Consider the following 20,363-nt stretch of genomic DNA (forward strand, 5'->3'; position numbering starts at 1 on the left):
TGTGGGGCCAGACGACAAGGAGAACCCCATGACTGAGCAGGTCGGCACCGACACTGCCACCGCCGACGCCCTCGCGGCGTCCACCTCGGACGCCTCGCTGCGCCGTTCCGAGGAGCGCAGCCGCCAGATCGAGGAGCAGATTGCCCGCGACCCGTCCGTGTTCCGGATGCTGACCGGCGATCGTCCCACCGGGCATCTGCACATCGGCCACTACTTCGGTTCGCTCGCCAACCGCGTCCGCCTGCAGGACGCCGGCGTTGAGACCCTGGTGCTGATCGCCGACTACCAGGTGATCGCCGACCGCGACGGCACCGGCCCCATCGCCGAGCGGGTGTATTCGCTGGTCACCGACTACTTGTCGATCGGTATCGACCCGGCGCGCACCACGATTTTCGCGCACTCGCAGGTGCCGGCGCTCAACCAGCTGATGCTGCCGTTCCTGTCGCTGGTGTCGGATTCGGAGCTGTACCGCAACCCGACCGTGAAGGCCGAGCATGACGCCACCGGCGGGCGTCCGATGTCGGGCCTGCTGCTCACCTACCCGGTGCATCAGGCCGCCGACATTCTGTTCTGCAAGGCCAACATCGTGCCCGTCGGCAAGGATCAGCTGCCGCACCTGGAGCAGACCCGCGTGGTCGCGCGCCGCTTCGATGAGCGGTACGGACGCGTCGATCCGAAGCGCCCGGTGTTCCCGCAGGCGGACGCCCTGCTGTCGGCCGGGTCGCTGGTGCTCGGCATGGACGGCACCAAGATGAGCAAGTCGAAGGGCAACACCATCGAGTTGCGGATGACCGCCGACGAGACCGCGAAGGTGATCAAGAAGGCGGTCACCGACTCGAACCGCACCATCACCTTCGACCCTGTGAACCGCCCCGAAGTGAGCAACCTGCTCACCTTGGCCGGCCTGTGCGCGGACCGTGATCCGGTCGCGATCGCCGACGAGATCGGTGACGGCGGCGGCGGTGGCCTGAAGCGCTATCTGACCGAGGCGCTGAACGAGAAGTTCGCGCCCATTCGTGCCCGGCGAGCCGAGCTCGAGCGTGATCCTGGCCATATCGCGGCGGTGCTGCGTGAGGGCAATGAGCGCGCGAATGCGATCGCGGATGCGACGCTCGCCGAGGTTCGCGCCGCGATGGGAATGGTGTACTGACCGGCTTGTGCCGGTGGGTACGTACCGAGAGGAATTGCTGATGTCCGCCACATTGGTGCGTTCGCGACGCACGGCCGCCCGCGGATTCTGGGGGATCGCCGGAGTCGTCGTGTTCGGCCTGGCCACGGTGGCTGCCGCGATCATGTTCGCGCAGGCTCCGCACGTCGATTCGGCGGTGCTCATCGTCATCGTGGCGCCGTTCCTGGTGATGGCCGTGGTGCTCGCCTGGGACGGTGTCGGCCAGGGCATCGCCCGGTTGGAGGGCGACCACTACCGTCTGCTGGCCGGCCCTCCGCGGCCGTATCGCGACGTGCTCGCCATCGGCAAAGGCCTGGTGGACGGGCGCGAGGTTCCCGTGGTCGCGTTGCGTGATTCCGGTGCGTTCCCTGTCGTTGCCGACACCTACATCGGTTTCGCGGACGCCGACGCCGACACCTTGCTGGACGCCCTGCGCGCCCGGGTGAACGCGCCGGGCTTCGCGGGGATCGAACTGGGCGCCTCGTACTGGGCCGAGGTCGAAGCCGAAGCCGATCGTGCTGTTGCCGTGGTGCGGTCGAGCTGCGGACGGGAGCCGTTGTCGCGCGACCGGGTCGAGTTCGGGTTCCCGGGACTCGTTTCCGCAGTTCGCCTCGACTACGGGCTGAATGACGCCGGCGAGCGGGTCGAGTTGCTGGTGCGCCAGTCCACCGACCTCGCCTTGACCGCACACGGACGCCGCTGGCTCCGCCAGAATCGCAAACGCTCCGCCGACCCCGCCACCCAGGTGGGCTGGTTGTTCGGTGAGCACACCGCCGAGATCATGCCCACCAAAGGCGCCGGCTTCGATCGTCTGGTGGTGCGCGGCGAGGGTGGTCCCCGCAAGCTCATGTTCAACGCCGAGGAACCCGACCGCTTCTGAGTTCTCTCCTCGCGGGTTCACGGTTCAATGCAAAGTCGTGGTGAGTAGACGCACCACATCTCTACATTGACGGCCTGGGTGTCGTCGCTGGTGATGACGTCGGCGAGCGCCGGATCACGGCCCCCGGTCGCCTAGGCCCGAGTTAAGCCTCAGCGTAAACGTGACAGGGCGTGCCTATTGCTATAGGCATGTGGGAACCTCGTCAACCATCACCAGCGCTCAGGAGACTGCTTGAGCAGCAGGCTCACGTCGCAACTTTCGCTCAGATCACACCATCGCTGGGGCGTCCCGGGCTGCGCAGACTCGTCGACTCCGGACTCTGGTCGCGTGTGATGCCCGGCGTCTACGCCGCGACTCCCGATGTCAATCACCTCCAACGATGGTGGGCCGGCCACCTGGTCGGCGGACCTGAGTCGGCGTTGGGCGGGCGTGCCGCGCTCGCGGCGTCCGGGCTTGAGATTGAGGCGCCGGTGATCGAGGTCTGGACGCTTCCGGGTGTCCGCCGCCTCCCGCGCCCGGGGTGGCGTTTTCGTGTTGACGGGCAGGAACGCCTCGGGCGAACAATCGGCTCGCTCCCTCGGATTCGTCTGGAGGATGCGCTGCTCGACCTCGGCGAATCCGAGGACCTCGATGATTGGGTGTCTCTGCTCTCGGACGCCGCCAGGCTCGGCCGGGTGAGTTTGCCGTTCATGGTGCAGCGGCTCGAAGCCCGCGGACGCACACCCGCGGGCCCAGCCATGCGCAGCATCATCGCTGACTTTTCGGGGATCGAAAGCACCCTCGAGTGGATCTACGACCGCGACGTCGTGCGCGCACACCACTTGCCTGCCGGTGACCGTCAAGTGTCGTTGAGTCAAGGCACTCGCTCGGACGTCCTCCACCGGGAGTACGGCGTCATCGTCGAGATCGACGGACGCAGGCACCTCCGCACCGTGTTCCGTGACTTGGCCCGCGACAACACCCATGCCAGTCAAGGGCAGACCACGCTTCGGTACGGATCATTCGATCTCAGAGAGAAGCCATGCGAAATCGCGGCGCAGGTTGCCGCGACGTTGCAGTCCCGCGGTTGGACGGGCGAACTCCGAAGATGTCGCCGTTGTCCCTGACGGGTGAATGTAGAGATGTGGTGCGTCTACTCACCACGACTTTGCATTGATGCCGGGATTACCTACGCACAAGGCCCCGCGATCATCATCACGGGGGCCTTGCGTAGATTCGTCAGGACTCGCTGGGGGCGGCGTCCGGCTTGGAACCGGGACGGCCACGACCACCGCGTCCGCCACGACGGCGGCGGCGACGGGCCGCGCCGTCACCGGAACCCTCGGCGGGGGCGGCATCCTCGACCGCGGTGGCGGAGGCCTGAGCGGGCTTGGCGTCGGCGTCCGATGCCTGGGCAGCACCGTCGGCGGGCTCACCCTCGACGGGCTGGCCGTTGCGCAGACGACGACGCGAACGCTCGCGGCGGGGACGTTCCTCGCGGGGCTTGCGCTCGGGACGCTCCCGGGGAGCCTCCTCGCGCGGGGGACGCAGGCGTCCCTTCGTGCCGGCGGGGATGTTGAGGTCCTCGTACAGGTGCGCGCTGGTGGAGTAGGTCTCGACGATCTCGGCGAACGACAGATCGAGCGCCTTGTTGATCACCTTCCAGCGGGTGACGTCCGACCAATCCACCAAGGTGACCGCGACACCCTTGGCGCCGGCGCGGCCGGTGCGGCCGATGCGGTGCACGTAGGTCTTGTCGTCGTCGGGGCATTCGTAGTTGATCACGTGGGTGATGTCGGCGACGTCGATGCCGCGCGCAGCGACATCGGTGGCGACCAGGACGCGGACGCGGTCCTCACGGAACCGGGCGAGCGCCTTCTCGCGCATCACCTGGGACAGGTCGCCGTGAATGGACGCCGCCGAAAACCCGCGATCGACCAGATCGTCGGCCAGCCGCTGCGCGGCGCGCTTGGTGCGGGTGAAGACCATCACCTTGCCGGCGTGATCGGCCTGCAGGACGCGAGCGACGATCTCGGGCTTGTCGAGGTCGTGCGCCTGGTAGACGAACTGGGTGGTCTGCGGCACCGTCGTGGCCGCATCGTGCGCCTCGGCGCGGATGTTGACCGGCTGGGTCAGATGGGTGCGGGAGAGCCCCATGATGGCGCTCGGCATGGTCGCCGAGAACAGCAGGGTCTGCCGCGAGGACGGCGTCCGCGCGATCAGCTTCTCGACATCGGGCAGGAAGCCGAGGTCGAGCATCTCGTCGGCCTCATCGAGCACGAGGACGCGCACATGGCTGAGGTCGAGGCTGCGGCGGCTGGCCAGGTCGAGCAGGCGTCCGGGGGTGCCGACAACCACGTCGACGCCGGTGGCGAGCGCTTCGAGCTGCGGCTCGTAGCCGACACCGCCGTAGACGGTGAGAATGCGGGCGGCGCGGACGCGGGAGGCGTCCTCAAGGTCGCCGGTGATCTGCAGCGCGAGCTCGCGCGTGGGCGTCATGACCAGCGCCTGCGGCTTGCCGGGATGCTTCAGGTCGGCGTACTCGGGATCGGTCGGAACCGCGATGCGCTCCAGCAGGGCGATGCCGAAGGCGAGCGTCTTGCCGGTGCCGGTACGGGCCTGGCCGATCATGTCGGTGCCCGACATGGCGATCGGCAGCGACATGGCCTGGATCGGGAACGGGTGCGTGATGCCCTTGGTCGCCAGCGATTCGCAGATCTCGGGGCGGACACCGAGGTCGGCGAACGTCGGCTTGGCCTGTTCGGGTGCGACGTCGGCGGCCTGGGCCGCATCGGTGTCGGACGCCTCGGGCGTGGTGATGTCGTCTGCCAGGACCTCGACGTTCTCGTCGGCCTGGGGCGTAATGATGTCGGTCAGCGCGATGCCTTACTACTTCACCGGCGTTTTCTCGCGCCGGCCCTCGTCAAGACCCGCCTTGTGCGCAGCACTCGGGGGTGCGCTCAGGGGGCGGGGACGCACAATCGGGCGTGCGTACCCGCCTATCCTAGCGCGTCAATTGTTGAGGGCCCCGAAACCCACCGGCCGGGCGTTTTCGGTGCCGAGATCGAGGTAGGCAACCTTGGCGCCCGGAATGAGCACCTTGCGGCCCTTGTCATCGCTGAGCGAGAGCACGCCGCCCTCGGCGAGAGCGGTCGCCAGGGCCTCCTGAAGCTCGGCTGCCGGGGTGTTGGTCTCGATCACGATCTCGCGCGCGACATTCTGGATGCCGACCTTGACTTCCATGCTGTTCCTCCTCGGGTTCGCCGCAACCCTACCCGTGGGGTCGGACATTCTCGGGTCACTTCGCCGGAGGCGAACGGTGGGTAGAGCGCCGGAGGCGAACGGTGGATAGAGCGCCGGAGGCGAACGGGAGTAGAGCGCGGGAGTCGAACGGGAGTAGAGCGCCGGAGGCGAACGTGGCAGCACGCCGGAGGCGAACGACGCCATCACCTGAGGCGGGTGTGGGTGGCGCGGGAGTGGGACGGGATCAGTCCGGCAGGGTGCCGCGACGGCGTCCGAGGAGATCGGCGAACAGGTCGCCGCCGGACTCGACCCGGGCGAGCACGTCGGATGCGGTGAACCGCAGCGGGGCGCCGTCGGTGGCGGCTTCGACTTCCTCCCAGCGCAGCGGGGTGGAGACGGTGGGTTCGTCGCGGGCGCGCAGGGAGTAGGGGGCGACGGTGGTGCGTCCGGGCAGGTTCTGGTTGACGTCGATCAGGATCTTGCCGACGCGGGCTTCCTTGGCGATGGCGGTGACGAACAATGCCGGGTGTTGCGCGGCGAGGCGTTCGCCGAGTTCGCGCGCCCAATCGAGGACGCGTCCGGCGGGCGTCCGCACCAACGGGGAGTACACCTGAATTCCCTTGCCACCGGAGGTTTTCGCGTAGCTGGTGAGGCCGGCATCACCGAGTTCTCCGGCCATCAGCAGGGCGGCGGTGGCGATCAGCGGCATGGTGACGCCCTCGCCGGGATCGAGGTCGATGACCAACTGGTCGACGGGCAGATTCTTGTCGACGGTGACGTTCTTGGTGCGCGCGGACACTTTCCATTGGTGGGCGTGCAGTTCGAGTGCGGCGAGGTTGGCCATGTAGATGAGCGCGGGCAGGGTGTCGATGACCGGGTAGTCGAGGTCGCCGTCGGCTCCGGTGGTGTGCAGGATGCGCAGCCATTCGGGGGCGCCTGCGGGGGCGTTCTTTTCGAAGAATCCCTTGTCGGCGGTGCCGTTGGGGAAGCGGATGCGGGTGACGGGGCGTCCGTCGAGATGGGGCAGCAGCACGGGCGCGATGGCGCGGTAGTACTCGATCACTTCACCTTTGGTGAACCCCGACGGGTATAGCTGCTTGTCGAGGTTGGTGAGTTTGAGGGTGCGCCCCTCCACGGTGGTCGTCACGTCGGCCATGGTTCACCCTAGCCAGCCGCGGCGCGTTCGGGCAGGGGCGGGACCGGCGCGGTTTTGTCGGTGCGTTGTGCTGGGATGGTGGGCATGGTGAACGTCGTCGCGCGGGCTGGTGGGCCGCTGCTCGTGCTGGGTGCGGCCGGCACCGGCAAGACGACGCTGCTGGTGGACGCCGTCGCCGGCCGGATCGTGACGGGCGCGGCACCGGCTCTGGTGTTCGCCTCGAGCCGCCAGGCGGCGTTGGAGTTGCGCGACCGGATCGTGCGCGCCGCCGGGCACACCACGCTGGCCCCGCAGGTGATGACGATTCACGCGTTCTGCCTGGCGCTGGTGCGCCGGTGGGCGGACGCCGATGACGCCGAGCCGCGGCTGCTGACCGCCCCGGAGCAGGAGTTCCGGATCCGGGAATTGTTGCGTGGCTGGTCGCGGGCCTGGCCCGAAGATCTGGACGCCGCCCTCGGCACCCGCGCGTTCGCGGCGCAGGTGCGCGCGGTGGTGGCCCGGGCGCGGCAACTGGGCCTTGATCCCGAGGATGTGGCCGCTTTCGGGGCGGCGTCCGGTGAGCCGACCTGGAGAATCCTGGGCGAGTTCTTCGGTGAATATCTCGACATCCTGGACGCCGAAAGTGCCCTCGACTACGCCGAACTCGTCCATCGCGCCCGGTTGTTGCTGGAACACGAGGATGTGGTCTCCGCGGTGCGCGCGACCTTCGGAGCGGTCTATGTCGATGACTGGTGCGAACTAGATCCGGCCCAGATCGCGCTGGTGCGCGCCTTGGTGCCGGACGGGTTCCCGGTGGTGGCGCTGGCCGATCCGGACACGTCGATCTACCGGTTCCGTGGCGCGCACCCGCGCGCGGCCGCCGAGTTCGTGCGGTTGTTCACCGCGCAGGGCGAGCCGCCGCGGGTGGAGGTGCTCGACCGGGCCTGGCGGCAGGGCGAGGCCCATGCGGCGACGCTGGCGTCCGTCGCGCGCCGGCTGGGTGCCCCCGCGCTCGATGCGGACGCCGCGCGCGCCTACCGGGCGGTGGGTGCGGAGGGTGTGGGCCGGGTCGAGGTGTGCACGTTTCCCGACGAGGTTACCCAGGCGCGCTTCATCGCGGGTGAGTTGCGGGCCGTCCATCTTGAGGGAGGGCTGCCGTGGGGTGAGATGGCGGTGCTGGTGCGCAAGGGGCGCACGCAGATCCCGCCGCTGGCCCGGGCATTGATCGATGCGGGCATCCCGGTCGAGGTGGCGGGCGACGAGATCGGCTTGGCGTCGGAGTTGGCGGTGCGGCCACTGCTGCTGGCGTTGGAGATTGCCGCGCGCGGCGGCGTCCCGGACGCCGACGAGGCGCACCGTCTGCTGCTGTCGGGCTGGGGTGGTTTCGACGCCGTGTCGCTGCGCCGCGTCGGGCGTCTGTTGCGGGCATCGGACGCCGCCGGCGGCGGCACGCCGTCCGCGACCCTGATCGCCCACGCTCTCGCCGGTCAGCGGCCGCTTCCTGATGAACAGGCGCCCGACTCGGTGGCGTCCGAATCGCCGCTGCGCGTTTTGGCGGCACGGCGCGACCTGTTGGCGGCGGCGTCCGCACTCATTGCTCACGACGGCCGGGTTGAGGACGCGTTGTGGTTGCTCTGGTCGGGCACCGCGTGGCCCGAGCAGCTGCGCGCCGAGGCGACCGGGGCGGGCGATGCGGCGGCGCGGGCGAACCATGATCTGGATGCGGTGGTGGCGCTGTTCACCCTCGCCGAGGCGTCGCTGGCGCCGCCGGGGGCCGACGGGGTGCGCTGGTTCTTGGCCGAGGTGGCGCAGCAGCAGATCCCGGCCGACAGCCAGCGCGAGTTGGCGGTGTCGGGACGCGGCGTCCGGGTGCTCACCGCGCACCGGGCGACCGGGCGGCACTGGGCGTTCACCGTGGTCGCGGGCGTGCAGGAGGGTGTGTGGCCCGATGTGCGCCGGCACGGGTCGGTGTTCGATCCGCAGCGTCTGACCTCGTCGGGGCTCGGCGAGGGTGTCACCACGCGCGAACTGGTGGCCGGCGAGCGGCGGCTGTTCCTGCTGGCCTGCTCACGCGCGCAGGGGCGCCTGCTGGTGACCGCGGTGGAGGGCACCGAGGGCGAGGAGGATCGCCCGTCGAGATTCCTGGGTGAGCTGGGCGTGCCGGTGCGGCACGTCCTCGAGCCTCCGGTGCGGTTGCACACGTTGCGGGCGCTGGTCACCGAGTTGCGACGGGTGGCCCAGGACGCCGAGGCCCCGCCGGGCATGCGCGAGGCGGCAGCGCTCCGGTTGGCGCGGCTCGCCGACGCGACCGACGACACCGGCCGGGTGCTGGTGCCGGACGCCGATCCGGCCCGATGGTGGGGGTTGCGCGAGCCAACCGGGCTGACCAGCCCCCCACGCGGCCCCGAGATCAGGCTGAGCCCGAGCCAGCTGGAATCGGTGCTCACCTGTCCGCGTCAGTACTTCCTGTCCCGCGAGGCGACCGCCGAGCCGCCGCGATCGAGCACCACCTTGCTCGGGTCGGTGATCCACGCGGTCGCCGAGCGCGCCGCGGTGGGCGAACTCACCCCCGAGACCGCGCGCGACCTGCTCGACCAGGTGTGGGCCGGCATCCCGTTCCCGGCGGCGTGGCTGTCGGCGTCCGAACGGGCCGAGGCGGACGCCGCCGTCGCACGGTTCGCGGCCTGGCAGTCCGGCCACGAGCATGCCGACGTGATCGGCGTCGAGGTGCCGTTCACCGCGCGGATCGAGGTGGACGGGCGCGCAGTGATCCTCACCGGCACGGTCGACCGGCTGGAGCGCACGGCGTCCGGCGAACTGCGGGTGATCGACTTCAAGACCGGCCGCTATGCGCCCACGCAGGCGGAGGCGGCCGGCAGCCCGCAGGTGGGCGTCTATCAGCTCGCCATCGAGGCGGGCGGCTTCGCCGAACACGCCGCACCAGGGCGTTCGGCGGGCGGGTCGCTGGTCTATCTGCGCCACGGCGATGACGCTTGGCCCAAGGAGTTCCGCCAGCCGTCGCTGACCGAGAAACCACACCTCACCGAAAACGCCGACGAACTCGCCTATCCGACCTGGGTGCACCACCGGATCGCCCAGGCCAGCCGGATCATCGCCGAAGGTTCGTTCGAGGCGCGCGCGGGCGACCATTGCCGGCGGTGCGCGGTGCGGTCGAGTTGCCCGGCGCGCAGTGGGCAGGTGTTGTGATGGTCGTGTTCACCTCGCCGGCGCAGGTCTCGGACGCCCTCGGCATCCCGTTCTCGGAGCAGCAGCTGACCGCGATCACCGCGCCGCTGGAACCCGGCGTGATCATCGCCGGCGCCGGCTCGGGTAAGACCACCGTGATGGCCGCGCGGGTGGTCTGGCTGGTCGGCACCGGCCAGGTGCGTCCCGAAGAGGTGCTCGGGCTGACCTTCACCCGCAAGGCGGCCGCCGAGTTGAGCGACCGCGTCCGCAAAGCCCTCGCCACCGCGGGCGTGGTGGACGCCGACGGTTTCGACGACGCCGGCGAGCAGCTGATCATGACCTACGACGCGTTCGCGGCCCGGCTGGTCGCCGACCACGGCCTGCGGATCGGCGTCGAGGGCGACGCGCGCATGCTGACCGGGGCCTCCCGGTTCCGGATCGCCTCGCGGGTGGTCAATGCCGCCCCCGGACCGTTGGCGCATCTGGCCCGGTTGCGTCCCGACTCGGTGACCGAGCGGGTGCTGGGCCTGGATGCTGATTTGTCGTCGCATCTGGTGCCGACCTCGGCGCTGGCCGGGCACACCGCGGAGTTCCTGTCCGAGGTGGAGGTGGCGCCGCGTTCGCGCGGCAAGGCGCTGTACGCGTCGTTGCGGACGGCCGCGGCGGCGGCGTCCGAACGTGCCGAGTTGGCCGATTTGGTGGCGTCGTATCAGCGGCTCAAACGCGACCTGGGTGCGGTCGAGTTCGCCGACCAGATGGGGGTGGCCGCCGAATTGGCGCAACGCGTGCCCGCCGTGTCGGCGATGCTGCGCGAGCAGTTCGCGGTGGTGCTGCTCGACGAATACCAGGACACGTCCAGCGCCCAGGCCGCGCTGCTGACCGCGCTGTTCTCAGGGGCGGACGCCGCGAGCGGCCGCGGGCACGCGGTGACGGCGGTGGGCGATCCGTGCCAGGCGATCTACGGCTGGCGTGGCGCGGCGGCGGCCAACATCATCACCTTCGCCGAGCAATTCCCGCGGGTTGATGGCTCCCCGGCTACGCCGTATGCGCTCACCGTGAACCGGCGTTCGGGCCAGCGCATCCTCGATGCGGCCAACGCCTTGTCGGCGCCGCTGCGGGCCGATGAGGAACTGCAATGGGACGGCATCGACACTGACCTGGTCGCCCCGCCCGGTACGCCGCCAGGCGACATCCGGGTGGCGACGTTCGACACCTGGCCGGGCGAGATCGCCTGGATCGCCGACGACATCGCCGCCGCCCACGATTCCGGTCGCGCCCGGCTGTGGTCCGACATCGCGGTGCTGGCGCGCCGCAACGCGCACATCCGGCCGCTGTACGCCGAATTGCTCGAGCGCGGCATCCCCGTCGAGATCGTCGGTCTCGACGGGCTGCTCGGCGTTCCCGAGGTCGCCGATGTGGTCGCCGTGCTGCGCGTGCTCGGCGACGCCACCGCGAACCCCGACCTGGTGCGGGTGCTGACCGGTCCGCGCTGGGCGATCGGTCCGGCCGATCTGGCGGTGCTCGGACGCCGCGCGCGCGAGTTGGCTGGCTCACGGCGTCCCGACGACGAGGCGGACGCCCGCGCGCTGATCGAACATTCGATCGCGCAGACCGAGTCCGCGCAGGTGCCGAGCCTCGCCGAGGCGCTGGCCGATCCCGGCGACGGGCCGTACACGCCCGAGGCGAAGCAGCGGATGGCGGCCTGTGCCGCGGAACTTTCCGCGTTGCGGGCGCACGCCGGTGGACCGGTGACCGACCTGGTGCGCCGGGTCATCGCCACGCTCGGACTGGAAGTCGAGCTGGGCATGCGCGGGCCGGGCGGCACCCGTCAGCTGGATTCGTTCGTCGCCCAGGTCGCCGGGTATGCCGACATCGACGGCGACGGGTCGCTGTCGGGGTTGCTCGATTGGATCTCTGCCGAGGAGGAGCGCGGCGTCGGCCTGGAACAGGCGGTGCCCACGGCGTCCGATTCGGTGAAACTACTCACCATTCACAAGGCGAAAGGCCTCGAATGGGAGGTGGTGTACCTGCCCGCGCTGGCCGATCAGATCTTCCCGTCGAACCGGGTGCAGGGCAACTGGCTCAAGCGCGCCGACGTGCTGCCCGCCGACCTGCGCGGAGACGCCGCCAATGTGCCGCAGCTGGCCGACGTGACCAATGCCGCCGCCACCGAGTATGACCAGGCGCTGCGTTCGGAGGCCCGCCGCGGTGACGACCGCCTCGCCTATGTCGCGGTGACCCGCGCCCGTCAGCATCTCGTGGCGACCACGCACGCCTGGAGCGACCTGAAGAAGCCGCGCAAGCCGTCGCCCTACCTGCGCACCCTGGAGGACTTCGCCGACGAGGTGCACACCGAGGAGATCTCCCCGGAGAACCCGCTGCTTCGCGACGGCACCGGCCTCCCGTGGCCGGCCCCGATGGACGCCGAAGCGCACGCCCGGCGTGTCGACGCCGCGCAGTCCGTCGAACGCTCCCGGCGGGGCGAGTTGGTGGAGCCGGAGGGCTTGCCGTTGGACCAGGAGGCGGTGCTGGCTACGTGGGACGCCGCCGCCACTCAACTCCTGGCCGAGGCGAAACTACGCCGCGGAGCCGGTGAGACTGCGCTACCGCCCTACCTGTCGGCGACCGCCCTCATCGCCCTGTCCGAGGACGCCGACGGCTACCTCGATGCGCTCGCTCGCCCCATGCCGCGCCCGCCCCGGCGAGCAGCCCGCGTCGGCGAACGGTTCCACACCTGGCTGGAGCGCCGCTTCACCGCCGCCCCCACCCTGCTCGACGACCCCGTCGATGACCTTGACGCGGACGCCGACCTGCAACGCCTGATCGACGCCTTCGAGTCGGGCCCCTTCGCGGGCCGGACGCCGGTCGCCACCGAGATCCCGTTCTCGTTGTTCCTGGGTGGACAGGTGGTCCGAGGCCGCATCGACGCCGTCTTCGAAGACCGCGGACGCCCCCAGGTGATCGACTGGAAGACCGGCCGCGGATCGGCGAACCCGCTCCAGCTGGCGGTCTACCGCCTCGCCTGGGCCGAGTTGCACGGCCTCGACATCGAGGATGTCGAAGTCGGTTTCTACGACGTCCTCGCCCGAACGCTCACAAGACCCTCGCAGTTGCCCGGCCGTGAGGAGCTTGAACGCCTGGTGACCCGGATGACACCGAGGTAGCGGGGCGACAGGTCTATCTTGGGGTGCATGGAACCGTGGGTCACGCGTAGTGAACTGGACAGGGCGCCTGAGGGGCGACTGGAGGATGCCGCCGTCGAGGCGATGTGGCGTCATCGGGCCGCGCGCGTGATCGGCGTGGACGAACGCTCGAACATCTCCTCCGATCAGACCGGCAATGCGCTGCGCCCGATCGCACCCGAGGGGGGCTACGACCCCGAGCAGCATTACCTCGTCGGCACCGTCGCGGGGGCTCCGTGGTTCGCGGTTCCGGCCGCGACCCAGGGACCGTCGGCGTCCCTGCGCCAGCTTGGCGGCGTCCTGGAAGAGACCGAAGCAGACATCGCCACTACCGCGGTCGCGTTGGTGAACTGGCACCGGGTCGCGCCGTTCTGCGGCCAATGCGGCACCCGCACGCTAGTGCGCGAGGGCGGGCATATGCGCTGGTGCCCGGGCTGTGACCGGCAGCGTTTCCCGCGCACCGACCCGGCCGTCATCGTGGCCATCCTCGACGAAGCCGGACGCCTGCTGCTCGGCCACCACACCGGCTGGGAGGACACCCGCGTGTCGATCCTGGCCGGCTTCGTCGAGGCGGGGGAGTCGCTGGAGGCGGCCGTCCGCCGCGAGATTCGCGAAGAATCCGGGCTCGAACTCTCTGCGGTGCGCTATGTCGGCAGCCAGCCGTGGCCGTTCCCGCGCTCGCTGATGCTCGGCTTCGTCGCCCGCGCGATCGGCGACGAGATCCGCGTCGACGGCACCGAGATCGAGTGGGCGAACTTCTACAGCCAAAGCGAGGTCACCCGGCTGGTGGACGCCGGCGAGTTGACCTTGCCGATGCGCTCCTCGATCGCCTCCCGAATCGTCGCCGCTTGGCGGACGGGCGACCTGACCATCTGATCAGTTGTTCTTGGTTCGAGTCCAGGCACTCTCTCAGTCGTAGATGCTGCTGCGATGGCCGACATCGATGGCGATGACCGTGAGCTCCGCCTTCTGGACGCTGGTGATCACTCGGTAGTCGCCGACGCGGAGACGCCACAGGCCCGCCTTCGAATGCTGCAGTGGTTTCAATCGCTCGGTTGGATCTGGGAGCTGAACGAGGTCGTACAGTGCGACGAGTACACGGCGCTGAACCGGACGATCAAGCTTGCGGAAGTGCTTGTCGAACGTGGGTGACCGGACAAGATTGAACCCACTCATCGGGAGGTGCTCGACTCCGGGCTATGAGCCGGCGCCGGAACTCGCCTCGGCGCGCAGCTTGGCCGGGTCGAATCCGAGTTCGCGGGCCAACTCATCCATCGGCCGCGCCTCGACCTCACCACGCCGGATCGCCTCGGCCTCGGAATCGAGACCGGCCACGTACTCGAGCTCCGAAAGATGCTCTTCGAGCAGGGCGCGGACGTAGAACGACTTGGGCCGACTGGTCGATTCGGCAAGCCGGTTCAGCCGGGCGTTCAACTCCTCCGGCAGTCGAAGCGTCAGCGTGTGAGACATGTAATACATTCTGCGTGACGTCGCCGGCTACGGCAAGCAGGGTGACCGGTTGCGTTCCGCGACGCGCGTGAGAGCAATGATCCTCTCGACGCGCACGCGCGGACGTGCGATGCTTGTCCGTCGCACTTCCAAGGGGCAGGGGAAACGCATGGCGCACGCAGCCGACAACCACGACACGATCCGGGTGCAGGGCGCCCGGGTGAACAACCTCAAGGATGTGTCGGTCGACATCCCGAAGCGGCGGCTGACCGTGTTCACCGGCGTGTCCGGGTCGGGCAAGAGTTCGCTGGTGTTCGACACGATCGCCGCCGAGAGTCAGCGGCTGATCAATGAGACCTATTCGGCGTTCGTGCAGGGCTTCATGCCGACCCTCGACCGTCCCGATGTCGACCTGCTCGACGGGCTGACCACGGCGATCGTCGTCGGCCAGGAGCGGATCACCCCCAACATTCGCTCCACCGTCGGCACGGTGACGGACGCCAACGCGCTGCTCCGCATCCTGTTCAGCAAGATCGCCACCCCGCATGTGGGGTCGCCGCAGGCGTTCTCGTTCAACGTTCCCTCGGTGACCGGCGCGGGCGCGGTCAAGGTCGACCGCGGCGTGGGCGCCAGGATGGAGAAGAAGACCTACACCCTGGTCGGGGGCATGTGCCCGCGCTGCGAGGGCACCGGATCGGTCTCCGACATCGACCTCGACGAGTTGTACGACGCCGGCAAATCACTCAACGAGAACCCGTTCAAGATCCCCGGCTACAGCATGGACGGCTGGTACGGGCGCGTCTTCATCGGCTCGGGATTCTTCGACCCCGACAAGCCGATCGGCCAGTACACCAAGAACGAACTGCACCATCTGCTCTACCAGGAGCCCACCAAAATCAAGGCCGAGGGCATCAACGTCACCTATGAGGGACTGATCCCGAAGATCACCAAGTCGATGCTGTCGAAGGACCCGGACGCGATGCAGCCGCACGTCCGCGCCTTCGTCGAGCGCGCCGTCAAGTTCGGCACCTGCCCCGAATGCGAAGGCACCCGGCTGGCGGAAGCGGCCCGCCGCGCCACCATCAAGGGCATCAGCATCGCGGACGCCTGCGCCATGCAGGTCAGCGACCTGGCCGAATGGGTGCACGGCCTGGACGAGCCGTCGGTCGGGCCGCTGCTTGAGGGCCTTTCCGATCTGCTGGACTCCTTCGTCGGCATCGGTCTGGGCTATCTGAGTCTGGCGCGTCCGTCCGGTTCGCTGTCGGGTGGCGAAGCGCAGCGGCTGAAGATGATCCGGCACCTCGGCTCGGCGCTCACCGACATCAGCTACGTCTTCGACGAGCCCACCGTCGGCCTGCACCCGCACGACATCCAGCGGATGAACGATCTGCTGCTGCGTCTGCGCGACAAGGGCAACACCGTGCTGGTGGTCGAGCACAAACCCGAGGTGATGGCGATCGCCGACCACGTCATCGACATCGGCCCGCGCGCCGGATCGCACGGCGGCGAGATCGTCTACACCGGCGACCTGGCCGGGCTGCGGTCCTCCGGCACGCTCACCGGACGCCACCTGGACGACCGCGCGTCCCTCAAACCCGAAGTACGGACGCCGACCGGCGCCCTTGAGATCCGCGGGGCGTCCACCAATAATCTGCAGAACGTCGATGTGGACGTGCCCACCGGCGTCCTCGTCGTCGTCACCGGCGTGGCCGGATCGGGTAAGAGTTCGCTGATCCACGGCGCGCTCGGCAAGCGCGAAGGCGTGGTCACCATCGACCAGGCCGCGATCAAGGGCTCGCGCCGCTCGAACCCGGCCACCTACACCGGGTTGTTGGAGCCGATCCGCAAAGCGTTCGCGAAAGCCAACGGGGTGAAGCCGGCCCTGTTCAGCGCCAACTCCGAGGGAGCCTGCCCGACCTGCAACGGCGCCGGGCAGATCTTCACCGAACTCGGCTTCATGGAGACCGTGGCCAGCACCTGCGAAGAATGCGAAGGCAAGGGGTTTCAGCCCGCGGTGCTGGAATACAAGCTCGGCGGGCGCGACATCAGCCAGGTGATGACGATGCCGGTCGACGAGGCATTGGCGTTCTTCTCCGCAGGGGAGGCGAAGCTGCTGGCGGCGCAAAGGATCCTGGCGCGGATGGCCGACGTCGGCCTCGGCTACGTGCACATCGGCCAGCCGCTCACCACCTTGTCAGGCGGCGAACGGCAGCGCCTGAAGCTGGCCACCCACATGGGCGAGACCGGCGGAACCTACATCCTCGACGAGCCCACCTCCGGCCTGCACCTGGCCGACGTCGAGCAACTGCTCGGCCTGCTGGACCGCCTGGTCGAGTCAGGCAAGAACGTCATCGTCATCGAACATCATCAGGCCGTGATGGCTCACGCCGACTGGATCATCGATCTCGGTCCCGGCGCCGGCCACGACGGCGGCCGCGTCGTCTTCGAGGGCACGCCCGCCCAACTCGTCGCGGAAGCGTCCACCCTGACCGGCGAGCACTTGGCGTCCTACGTGGACGCCTGATCGGGCGATCACGCGTCCCTATCCGACCTGCTCGTTCGCACAAATCGGCCACTCAGCGAGTGCTGGGGTGGGGTCGTAGGCCGTCGAGTGGCTGATTCTCGCGATATCAGGCCGGGGGATCGCGTTCCTCGCGTGTGCGGAGCAAGAAGGACGCGGTGAGTGCGACGTCGTGGTCCGGATCGTTGCGCAGTGACTCGAGTGCCCCGCGCGGCGATGCTCCTGGGATCGCTGCCAACGCTCCGGCGAGACGCTGGCGTCCGGCGCTCGAAGCGAGCGGCAGCGCCTCGGTGAGGGCGTGCGTCACCTCGGTCTCGAAACCCTGCTCGGTTGCGAGGGTCGCGAGCGCATCGGACGCCTCGACGTCGTCGGGGCCGTCGGTCACCATGGCGACCAGCGCCGGAATGGCGCGGGCCTCGCCGAGGCGTCCGCACGCGAGCCAAGCGCGGGCGCAGACCAAGGCGTCGTGGTGGGAGACCGCGGTAGCCAGGGCCGCGTCGGCGTTCGGGGTTCCGATCTTGGTCAGTGCCTCGACGGCGCGCCGTGCTCGCTCAACGGACTCTGACGCCAATGCCCGCGCCAGAAGGGGAATCGCCTCGTCTCCGGCCATGGTCAGAGCCCAGTAGAGGGCACCCGCGACGTTCGTGTCGTACTCGGACAAGGCCGCCTCGACGAGCACTGCGGCGTCGGCGGCGTCCGGGGCCACCGACAACACCAGGCGTTGCCGCTGGGACGGTTCGGGCGCGGTCAGGCCTCGCATCAAAGCGGTGGTCCGGAGCACGTCCGACCAGGAATCCGGGTCGCCGGCGGCGACCTGCTCCAAGGTGCGGAGCAGTTCTTGCTCGCGCGCCAAGCGCTCACGCGTGCGGGTGATCAACTGCTCGACCATCGCGGACGGGCTGAACGACAACTCGTCCAGCGTCGTCGCGATCTCCTGCAAACTGAGCCCGAGCAGGCGCAACCCCTCGACCTGGAACAGGCGCTTCAGATCGTCCTCGGAGTACTGCCGGTATCCGTTCAGCGCGCGCTCGCTGGGCGACACCAAGCCGAGTTGGTCGTAGTGGCGCAGCATCCGCGCGCTGATCCCGGACCGCTGCGACACCTCACCGATCAGCATGGTCCCGCTCCGATTCTCGTGGCGCCGCGCGACACGACGACCGATCGCAGGCGAGCACCGTGACGGAGTCCGCTTCCCATTCTCGGTGTGCCGGACCATACGACAGGCCGGTCATGTGAGGAGCGCTTGGTCGCTGTCTTCGATCCCAGGCGCGCCGCGCAAGGCGACGACGCGGCGGGCTTCGGCGATGGCGGCATCGAATCCCTCCTCGGGGTGCAGCATCAGTCGTTCGGTGGCGAGCGCGTGCATCCGGACGCCGTCGGCGTCCGCGTTCTTCGCGCGCGCGATCACGGGCAAGGATGCCTCACCCAGCGCCGCGAACGCACGGCTGAGGCTCGATTGCGTCGCGCGATCTCCGCGTCCGAGCTGGGTCGCCAGCATCTCGGCCAGGCGCGCCTGCTCGCCGTCGGGGACGAGCGTCACCGCCGCACGCCAGGCGGCACGCGCCACCTCGTCATCGCCGTCGGCCAGGAGCGCAGGCGTGAGCGCGGGCCAGGCCCGCTCGTCGCCGGTCTTCGACAAGGTGTGCAACGCCTGGCTGCGCGCCTGCGGAATCTCCGAATCCAGTTCACGCACCAGCCGGTCGGTCGTGTTCGCCTTGTCGTGCTGGGTGAGTGCCCAGGTGAGCATGTCGCGGACGTAGAAGTCGTCCTCGACCGCACATCGCTCGACCAGCACCTCGACATCACCCGGAGCGGGTTGCATGCCGGCCGCCAATGCCGCGTTGAGTCGCGCCGAAGCGTCGGACGCCTGCAGCGCGCTCCGCAGCCGGTCGGTCCTTGTTTCGTCGTTCAGGGTCACCGTGACCACCTCCTGACTCCAGCCAAAGCCTTGACACGGTGCGAGGGTCAAGCGCAACGCGTGGTCATTTTCTATGTCCAGATCCATGCCCGCCTGCGTTACCCCTTGTCGCGGACCGGCCTCGCAGATCTGGACATAGAAAACGACCAACCGGGGCTGTCGCCTGCCCGTCGGAGGGCGGCTGTGAGGTCGGCAGCGCTCGTGCTCCCGAAGGGCGGCGACCGAAGCAGCGACTCTGCTATCTCGGCGGAACGCTCCTGATGGGGGCGTAGCCTTCCGTTCGTGAGTGAGGTGACCAGGGCCGACGATGTGACGGACGCCAACGCATCCGGGATTCAGGTGCGCGAGGTGGATGCTGCGTGGGCTGAGCACGCCTGCGCGATCATGCACGCCGCCTTCGCCGAGTACGGCGCGACCGGGAAACCGTCCGGCGCGATGCTCGAGACTCCCGCAACGTTGCGTGACGAACTGAAGGACGGCGTCCGTCTCGCGATGGCCTGGCGCGACGAGGTCGCCGTGGCGATGGTGAAGTTCGTCCGCGCCGAGGACGACACCTTCTACTTCTCGCGCCTCGCCGTGCTGCCGGAGCAGCGCAACACGGGCATCACGCGTGCGGTCATCGACTGGCTGACGGCGCGCGCCCAGGACGAGGACGCCGCGGGGATCAGCTGCTGCGTGCGCGCCGAGGAGGCGGACCTGATCGGCATGTACTCCCACTTCGGCATGAGCATCACCGGCCACACCGACAAGCCCAGCCTGACGGGCAGGGTGATCCCGGTGACTTGGCTCGCCATGCCCCTCAGCCGCGCTTGACGGTTGCCGATCCTCCCGAGATGCTGCGCTCGCCGATCGGGTTGACCGGACGCGCGATCTCGCCGTGCAGTTTCTCCAGCTTGGTGAGTTGGGCCTCCGACAAGGTGATCGGGGTGCTGAGCACGATCCAGGGGACGCTTTGAGAGCAGGGCGGCGTGGTCAGGCTGCCTTCGTAGGTGTAGTAGGCGCTGGCGGCGGGCAGGATGGACTCGAAGTTGAGCGTGGCCCCGACGTCCTCGCCGGCGGTGGCGGCGTTCACGAAGGCGTCCATGCCGGGGGTCGGCTTCCCCTTCTGACCAAGGACGGCCAACACCAGGTGGTGACCGGCGGCGTCCTCGTGCACGAAGTGGAACTCGGCGGCGGCCGGCTTGCCCGCGATCGTGTGCTCCGACGGCGTGTGGTAGTGCAGTTGCTTCAGCTCGAAGGAGCGCCCGCCGTGCGAGAGCGTGGTGGCGGGGTGAGCGGGCCAGAACTGTCCGGTGTGGCCGGTGTCGTCGGCGTGCCCGTCGGAGGTCGGCTGCGCGAGCGTGATGGCGGTCTCTTGGGTGGACGCCGGAACGGCCGCGGGCAGGTCGATCGGCGACTGCTCCTCGCCGACGCCGCATTCCTGGTAGGCCGCCGACAGCTTTCCCCAGTTGCCAGGGCCGTCGACGCCCTCATACGTCCAGTGCGCCGGTGGTGCGGACGCCTGCGCGCGCGTCGTCGGTGGTGCCGACACGCAACCGCTCAGGGCGATCAAACAAGCCAGGGCAATGGGCGCGAGGACGCGAGGGCGAACAGGCATGCGCGGTTCTCTCTGTGGAGCGGAGGAGCGACGAGATTCGTGCTCACACTACGCCCGTTGCCGGTCAGCGTTGGAAGAATTCGCACGAAAGCCGTAACTCGCGCG

At 69.2% G+C, this 20,363-nt stretch carries 16 protein-coding genes; 8 read left to right on the top strand and 8 right to left on the bottom strand.

Annotated features, from left to right (window positions below):
• The first annotated feature begins 28 nt into the window (after positions 1 to 28).
• From trpS to QM708_RS15865, 3 genes are all read left to right on the top strand, one after another.
• A complete protein-coding gene (gene trpS / locus QM708_RS15855) occupies positions 29 to 1,150 on the top strand; it encodes a tryptophan--tRNA ligase (protein ID WP_415110753.1) in 1,122 nt (373 codons plus the stop codon).
• A gap of 40 nt (positions 1,151 to 1,190) precedes the next feature.
• On the top strand, positions 1,191 to 2,048 hold the full coding sequence (locus QM708_RS15860) for a hypothetical protein (protein WP_415110756.1): 858 nt from the start codon (positions 1,191 to 1,193) through the stop codon (positions 2,046 to 2,048).
• Between the two features lie 188 nt (positions 2,049 to 2,236).
• Positions 2,237 to 3,154, top strand: a complete 918-nt coding sequence (locus QM708_RS15865; protein ID WP_415110758.1) for a type IV toxin-antitoxin system AbiEi family antitoxin domain-containing protein — start codon at positions 2,237 to 2,239, stop codon at positions 3,152 to 3,154.
• A gap of 112 nt (positions 3,155 to 3,266) precedes the next feature.
• On the opposite strand, the gene QM708_RS15870 is transcribed toward QM708_RS15865, so the two are convergent.
• The 3 genes from QM708_RS15870 to ligD form a co-directional block, all read right to left on the bottom strand.
• On the bottom strand, positions 3,267 to 4,745 hold the full coding sequence (locus QM708_RS15870) for a DEAD/DEAH box helicase (protein WP_415111488.1): 1,479 nt from the start codon (positions 4,743 to 4,745) through the stop codon (positions 3,267 to 3,269).
• 294 nt (positions 4,746 to 5,039) lie between these two features.
• Positions 5,040 to 5,270 carry a DUF3107 domain-containing protein gene (locus QM708_RS15875; protein ID WP_415110761.1) on the bottom strand — a complete coding sequence of 77 codons (231 nt, stop codon included), beginning with the start codon at positions 5,268 to 5,270 and terminating at the stop codon, positions 5,040 to 5,042.
• Between the two features lie 244 nt (positions 5,271 to 5,514).
• Positions 5,515 to 6,426, bottom strand: coding sequence for a non-homologous end-joining DNA ligase (gene ligD / locus QM708_RS15880; RefSeq protein ID WP_415110764.1), 912 nt, complete (start codon positions 6,424 to 6,426; stop codon positions 5,515 to 5,517).
• A gap of 84 nt (positions 6,427 to 6,510) precedes the next feature.
• On the opposite strand from ligD, the gene QM708_RS15885 reads away from it, so the two are divergent.
• Genes QM708_RS15885 through nudC form a run of 3 tightly spaced genes read left to right on the top strand, consistent with a single transcriptional unit; the run spans position 6,511 to position 13,649 of the window.
• Positions 6,511 to 9,612, top strand: a complete 3,102-nt coding sequence (locus QM708_RS15885) for an ATP-dependent helicase (RefSeq protein WP_415110767.1) — start codon at positions 6,511 to 6,513, stop codon at positions 9,610 to 9,612.
• Complete coding sequence (locus QM708_RS15890; RefSeq protein WP_415110770.1) at positions 9,612 to 12,755, top strand: ATP-dependent DNA helicase; 3,144 nt, start codon at positions 9,612 to 9,614, stop codon at positions 12,753 to 12,755. The genes QM708_RS15885 and QM708_RS15890 overlap by 1 nt, the downstream gene beginning before the upstream one ends.
• 27 nt (positions 12,756 to 12,782) lie before the next feature.
• Positions 12,783 to 13,649, top strand: a complete 867-nt coding sequence (nudC, locus tag QM708_RS15895) for an NAD(+) diphosphatase (RefSeq protein ID WP_415110773.1) — start codon at positions 12,783 to 12,785, stop codon at positions 13,647 to 13,649.
• Positions 13,650 to 13,682: 33 nt separating this feature from the next.
• On the opposite strand, the gene QM708_RS15900 is transcribed toward nudC, so the two are convergent.
• Entirely contained in the window at positions 13,683 to 13,949 is a 267-nt protein-coding gene (locus tag QM708_RS15900; protein WP_415110776.1) for a type II toxin-antitoxin system RelE family toxin, read from the bottom strand.
• A gap of 21 nt (positions 13,950 to 13,970) precedes the next feature.
• The gene (locus tag QM708_RS15905) at positions 13,971 to 14,243 is read right to left on the bottom strand and encodes a TraY domain-containing protein (protein WP_415110779.1); all 273 of its coding nucleotides are present in this window, start codon (positions 14,241 to 14,243) and stop codon (positions 13,971 to 13,973) included.
• Between the two features lie 148 nt (positions 14,244 to 14,391).
• Between QM708_RS15905 and QM708_RS15910 the strand changes: the two genes are divergently transcribed.
• Positions 14,392 to 16,746, top strand: coding sequence for an ATP-binding cassette domain-containing protein (locus QM708_RS15910; protein WP_415110782.1), 2,355 nt, complete (start codon positions 14,392 to 14,394; stop codon positions 16,744 to 16,746).
• Positions 16,747 to 16,852: 106 nt separating this feature from the next.
• Here the strand turns inward: QM708_RS15910 and QM708_RS15915 are convergent, their stop codons facing one another.
• Positions 16,853 to 17,860, bottom strand: a complete 1,008-nt coding sequence (locus tag QM708_RS15915; protein WP_415110785.1) for a MerR family DNA-binding transcriptional regulator — start codon at positions 17,858 to 17,860, stop codon at positions 16,853 to 16,855.
• 111 nt (positions 17,861 to 17,971) lie between these two features.
• The gene (locus QM708_RS15920; protein ID WP_415110788.1) at positions 17,972 to 18,661 is read right to left on the bottom strand and encodes a HEAT repeat domain-containing protein; all 690 of its coding nucleotides are present in this window, start codon (positions 18,659 to 18,661) and stop codon (positions 17,972 to 17,974) included.
• Positions 18,662 to 18,943: 282 nt separating this feature from the next.
• On the opposite strand from QM708_RS15920, the gene QM708_RS15925 reads away from it, so the two are divergent.
• Positions 18,944 to 19,474: a GNAT family N-acetyltransferase gene (locus QM708_RS15925; protein WP_415110791.1), complete on the top strand. Its 531-nt coding sequence runs from the start codon at positions 18,944 to 18,946 to the stop codon at positions 19,472 to 19,474.
• Here the strand turns inward: QM708_RS15925 and QM708_RS15930 are convergent.
• Positions 19,461 to 20,258: a carbonic anhydrase gene (locus QM708_RS15930; protein WP_415110794.1), complete on the bottom strand. Its 798-nt coding sequence runs from the start codon at positions 20,256 to 20,258 to the stop codon at positions 19,461 to 19,463. The genes QM708_RS15925 and QM708_RS15930 overlap by 14 nt on opposite strands.
• Positions 20,259 to 20,363: the final 105 nt, after the last annotated feature.

This window comes from Propioniciclava sp., assembly GCF_047602245.1.
Classification (GTDB): Bacteria; Actinomycetota; Actinomycetes; order Propionibacteriales; family Propionibacteriaceae; genus Propioniciclava.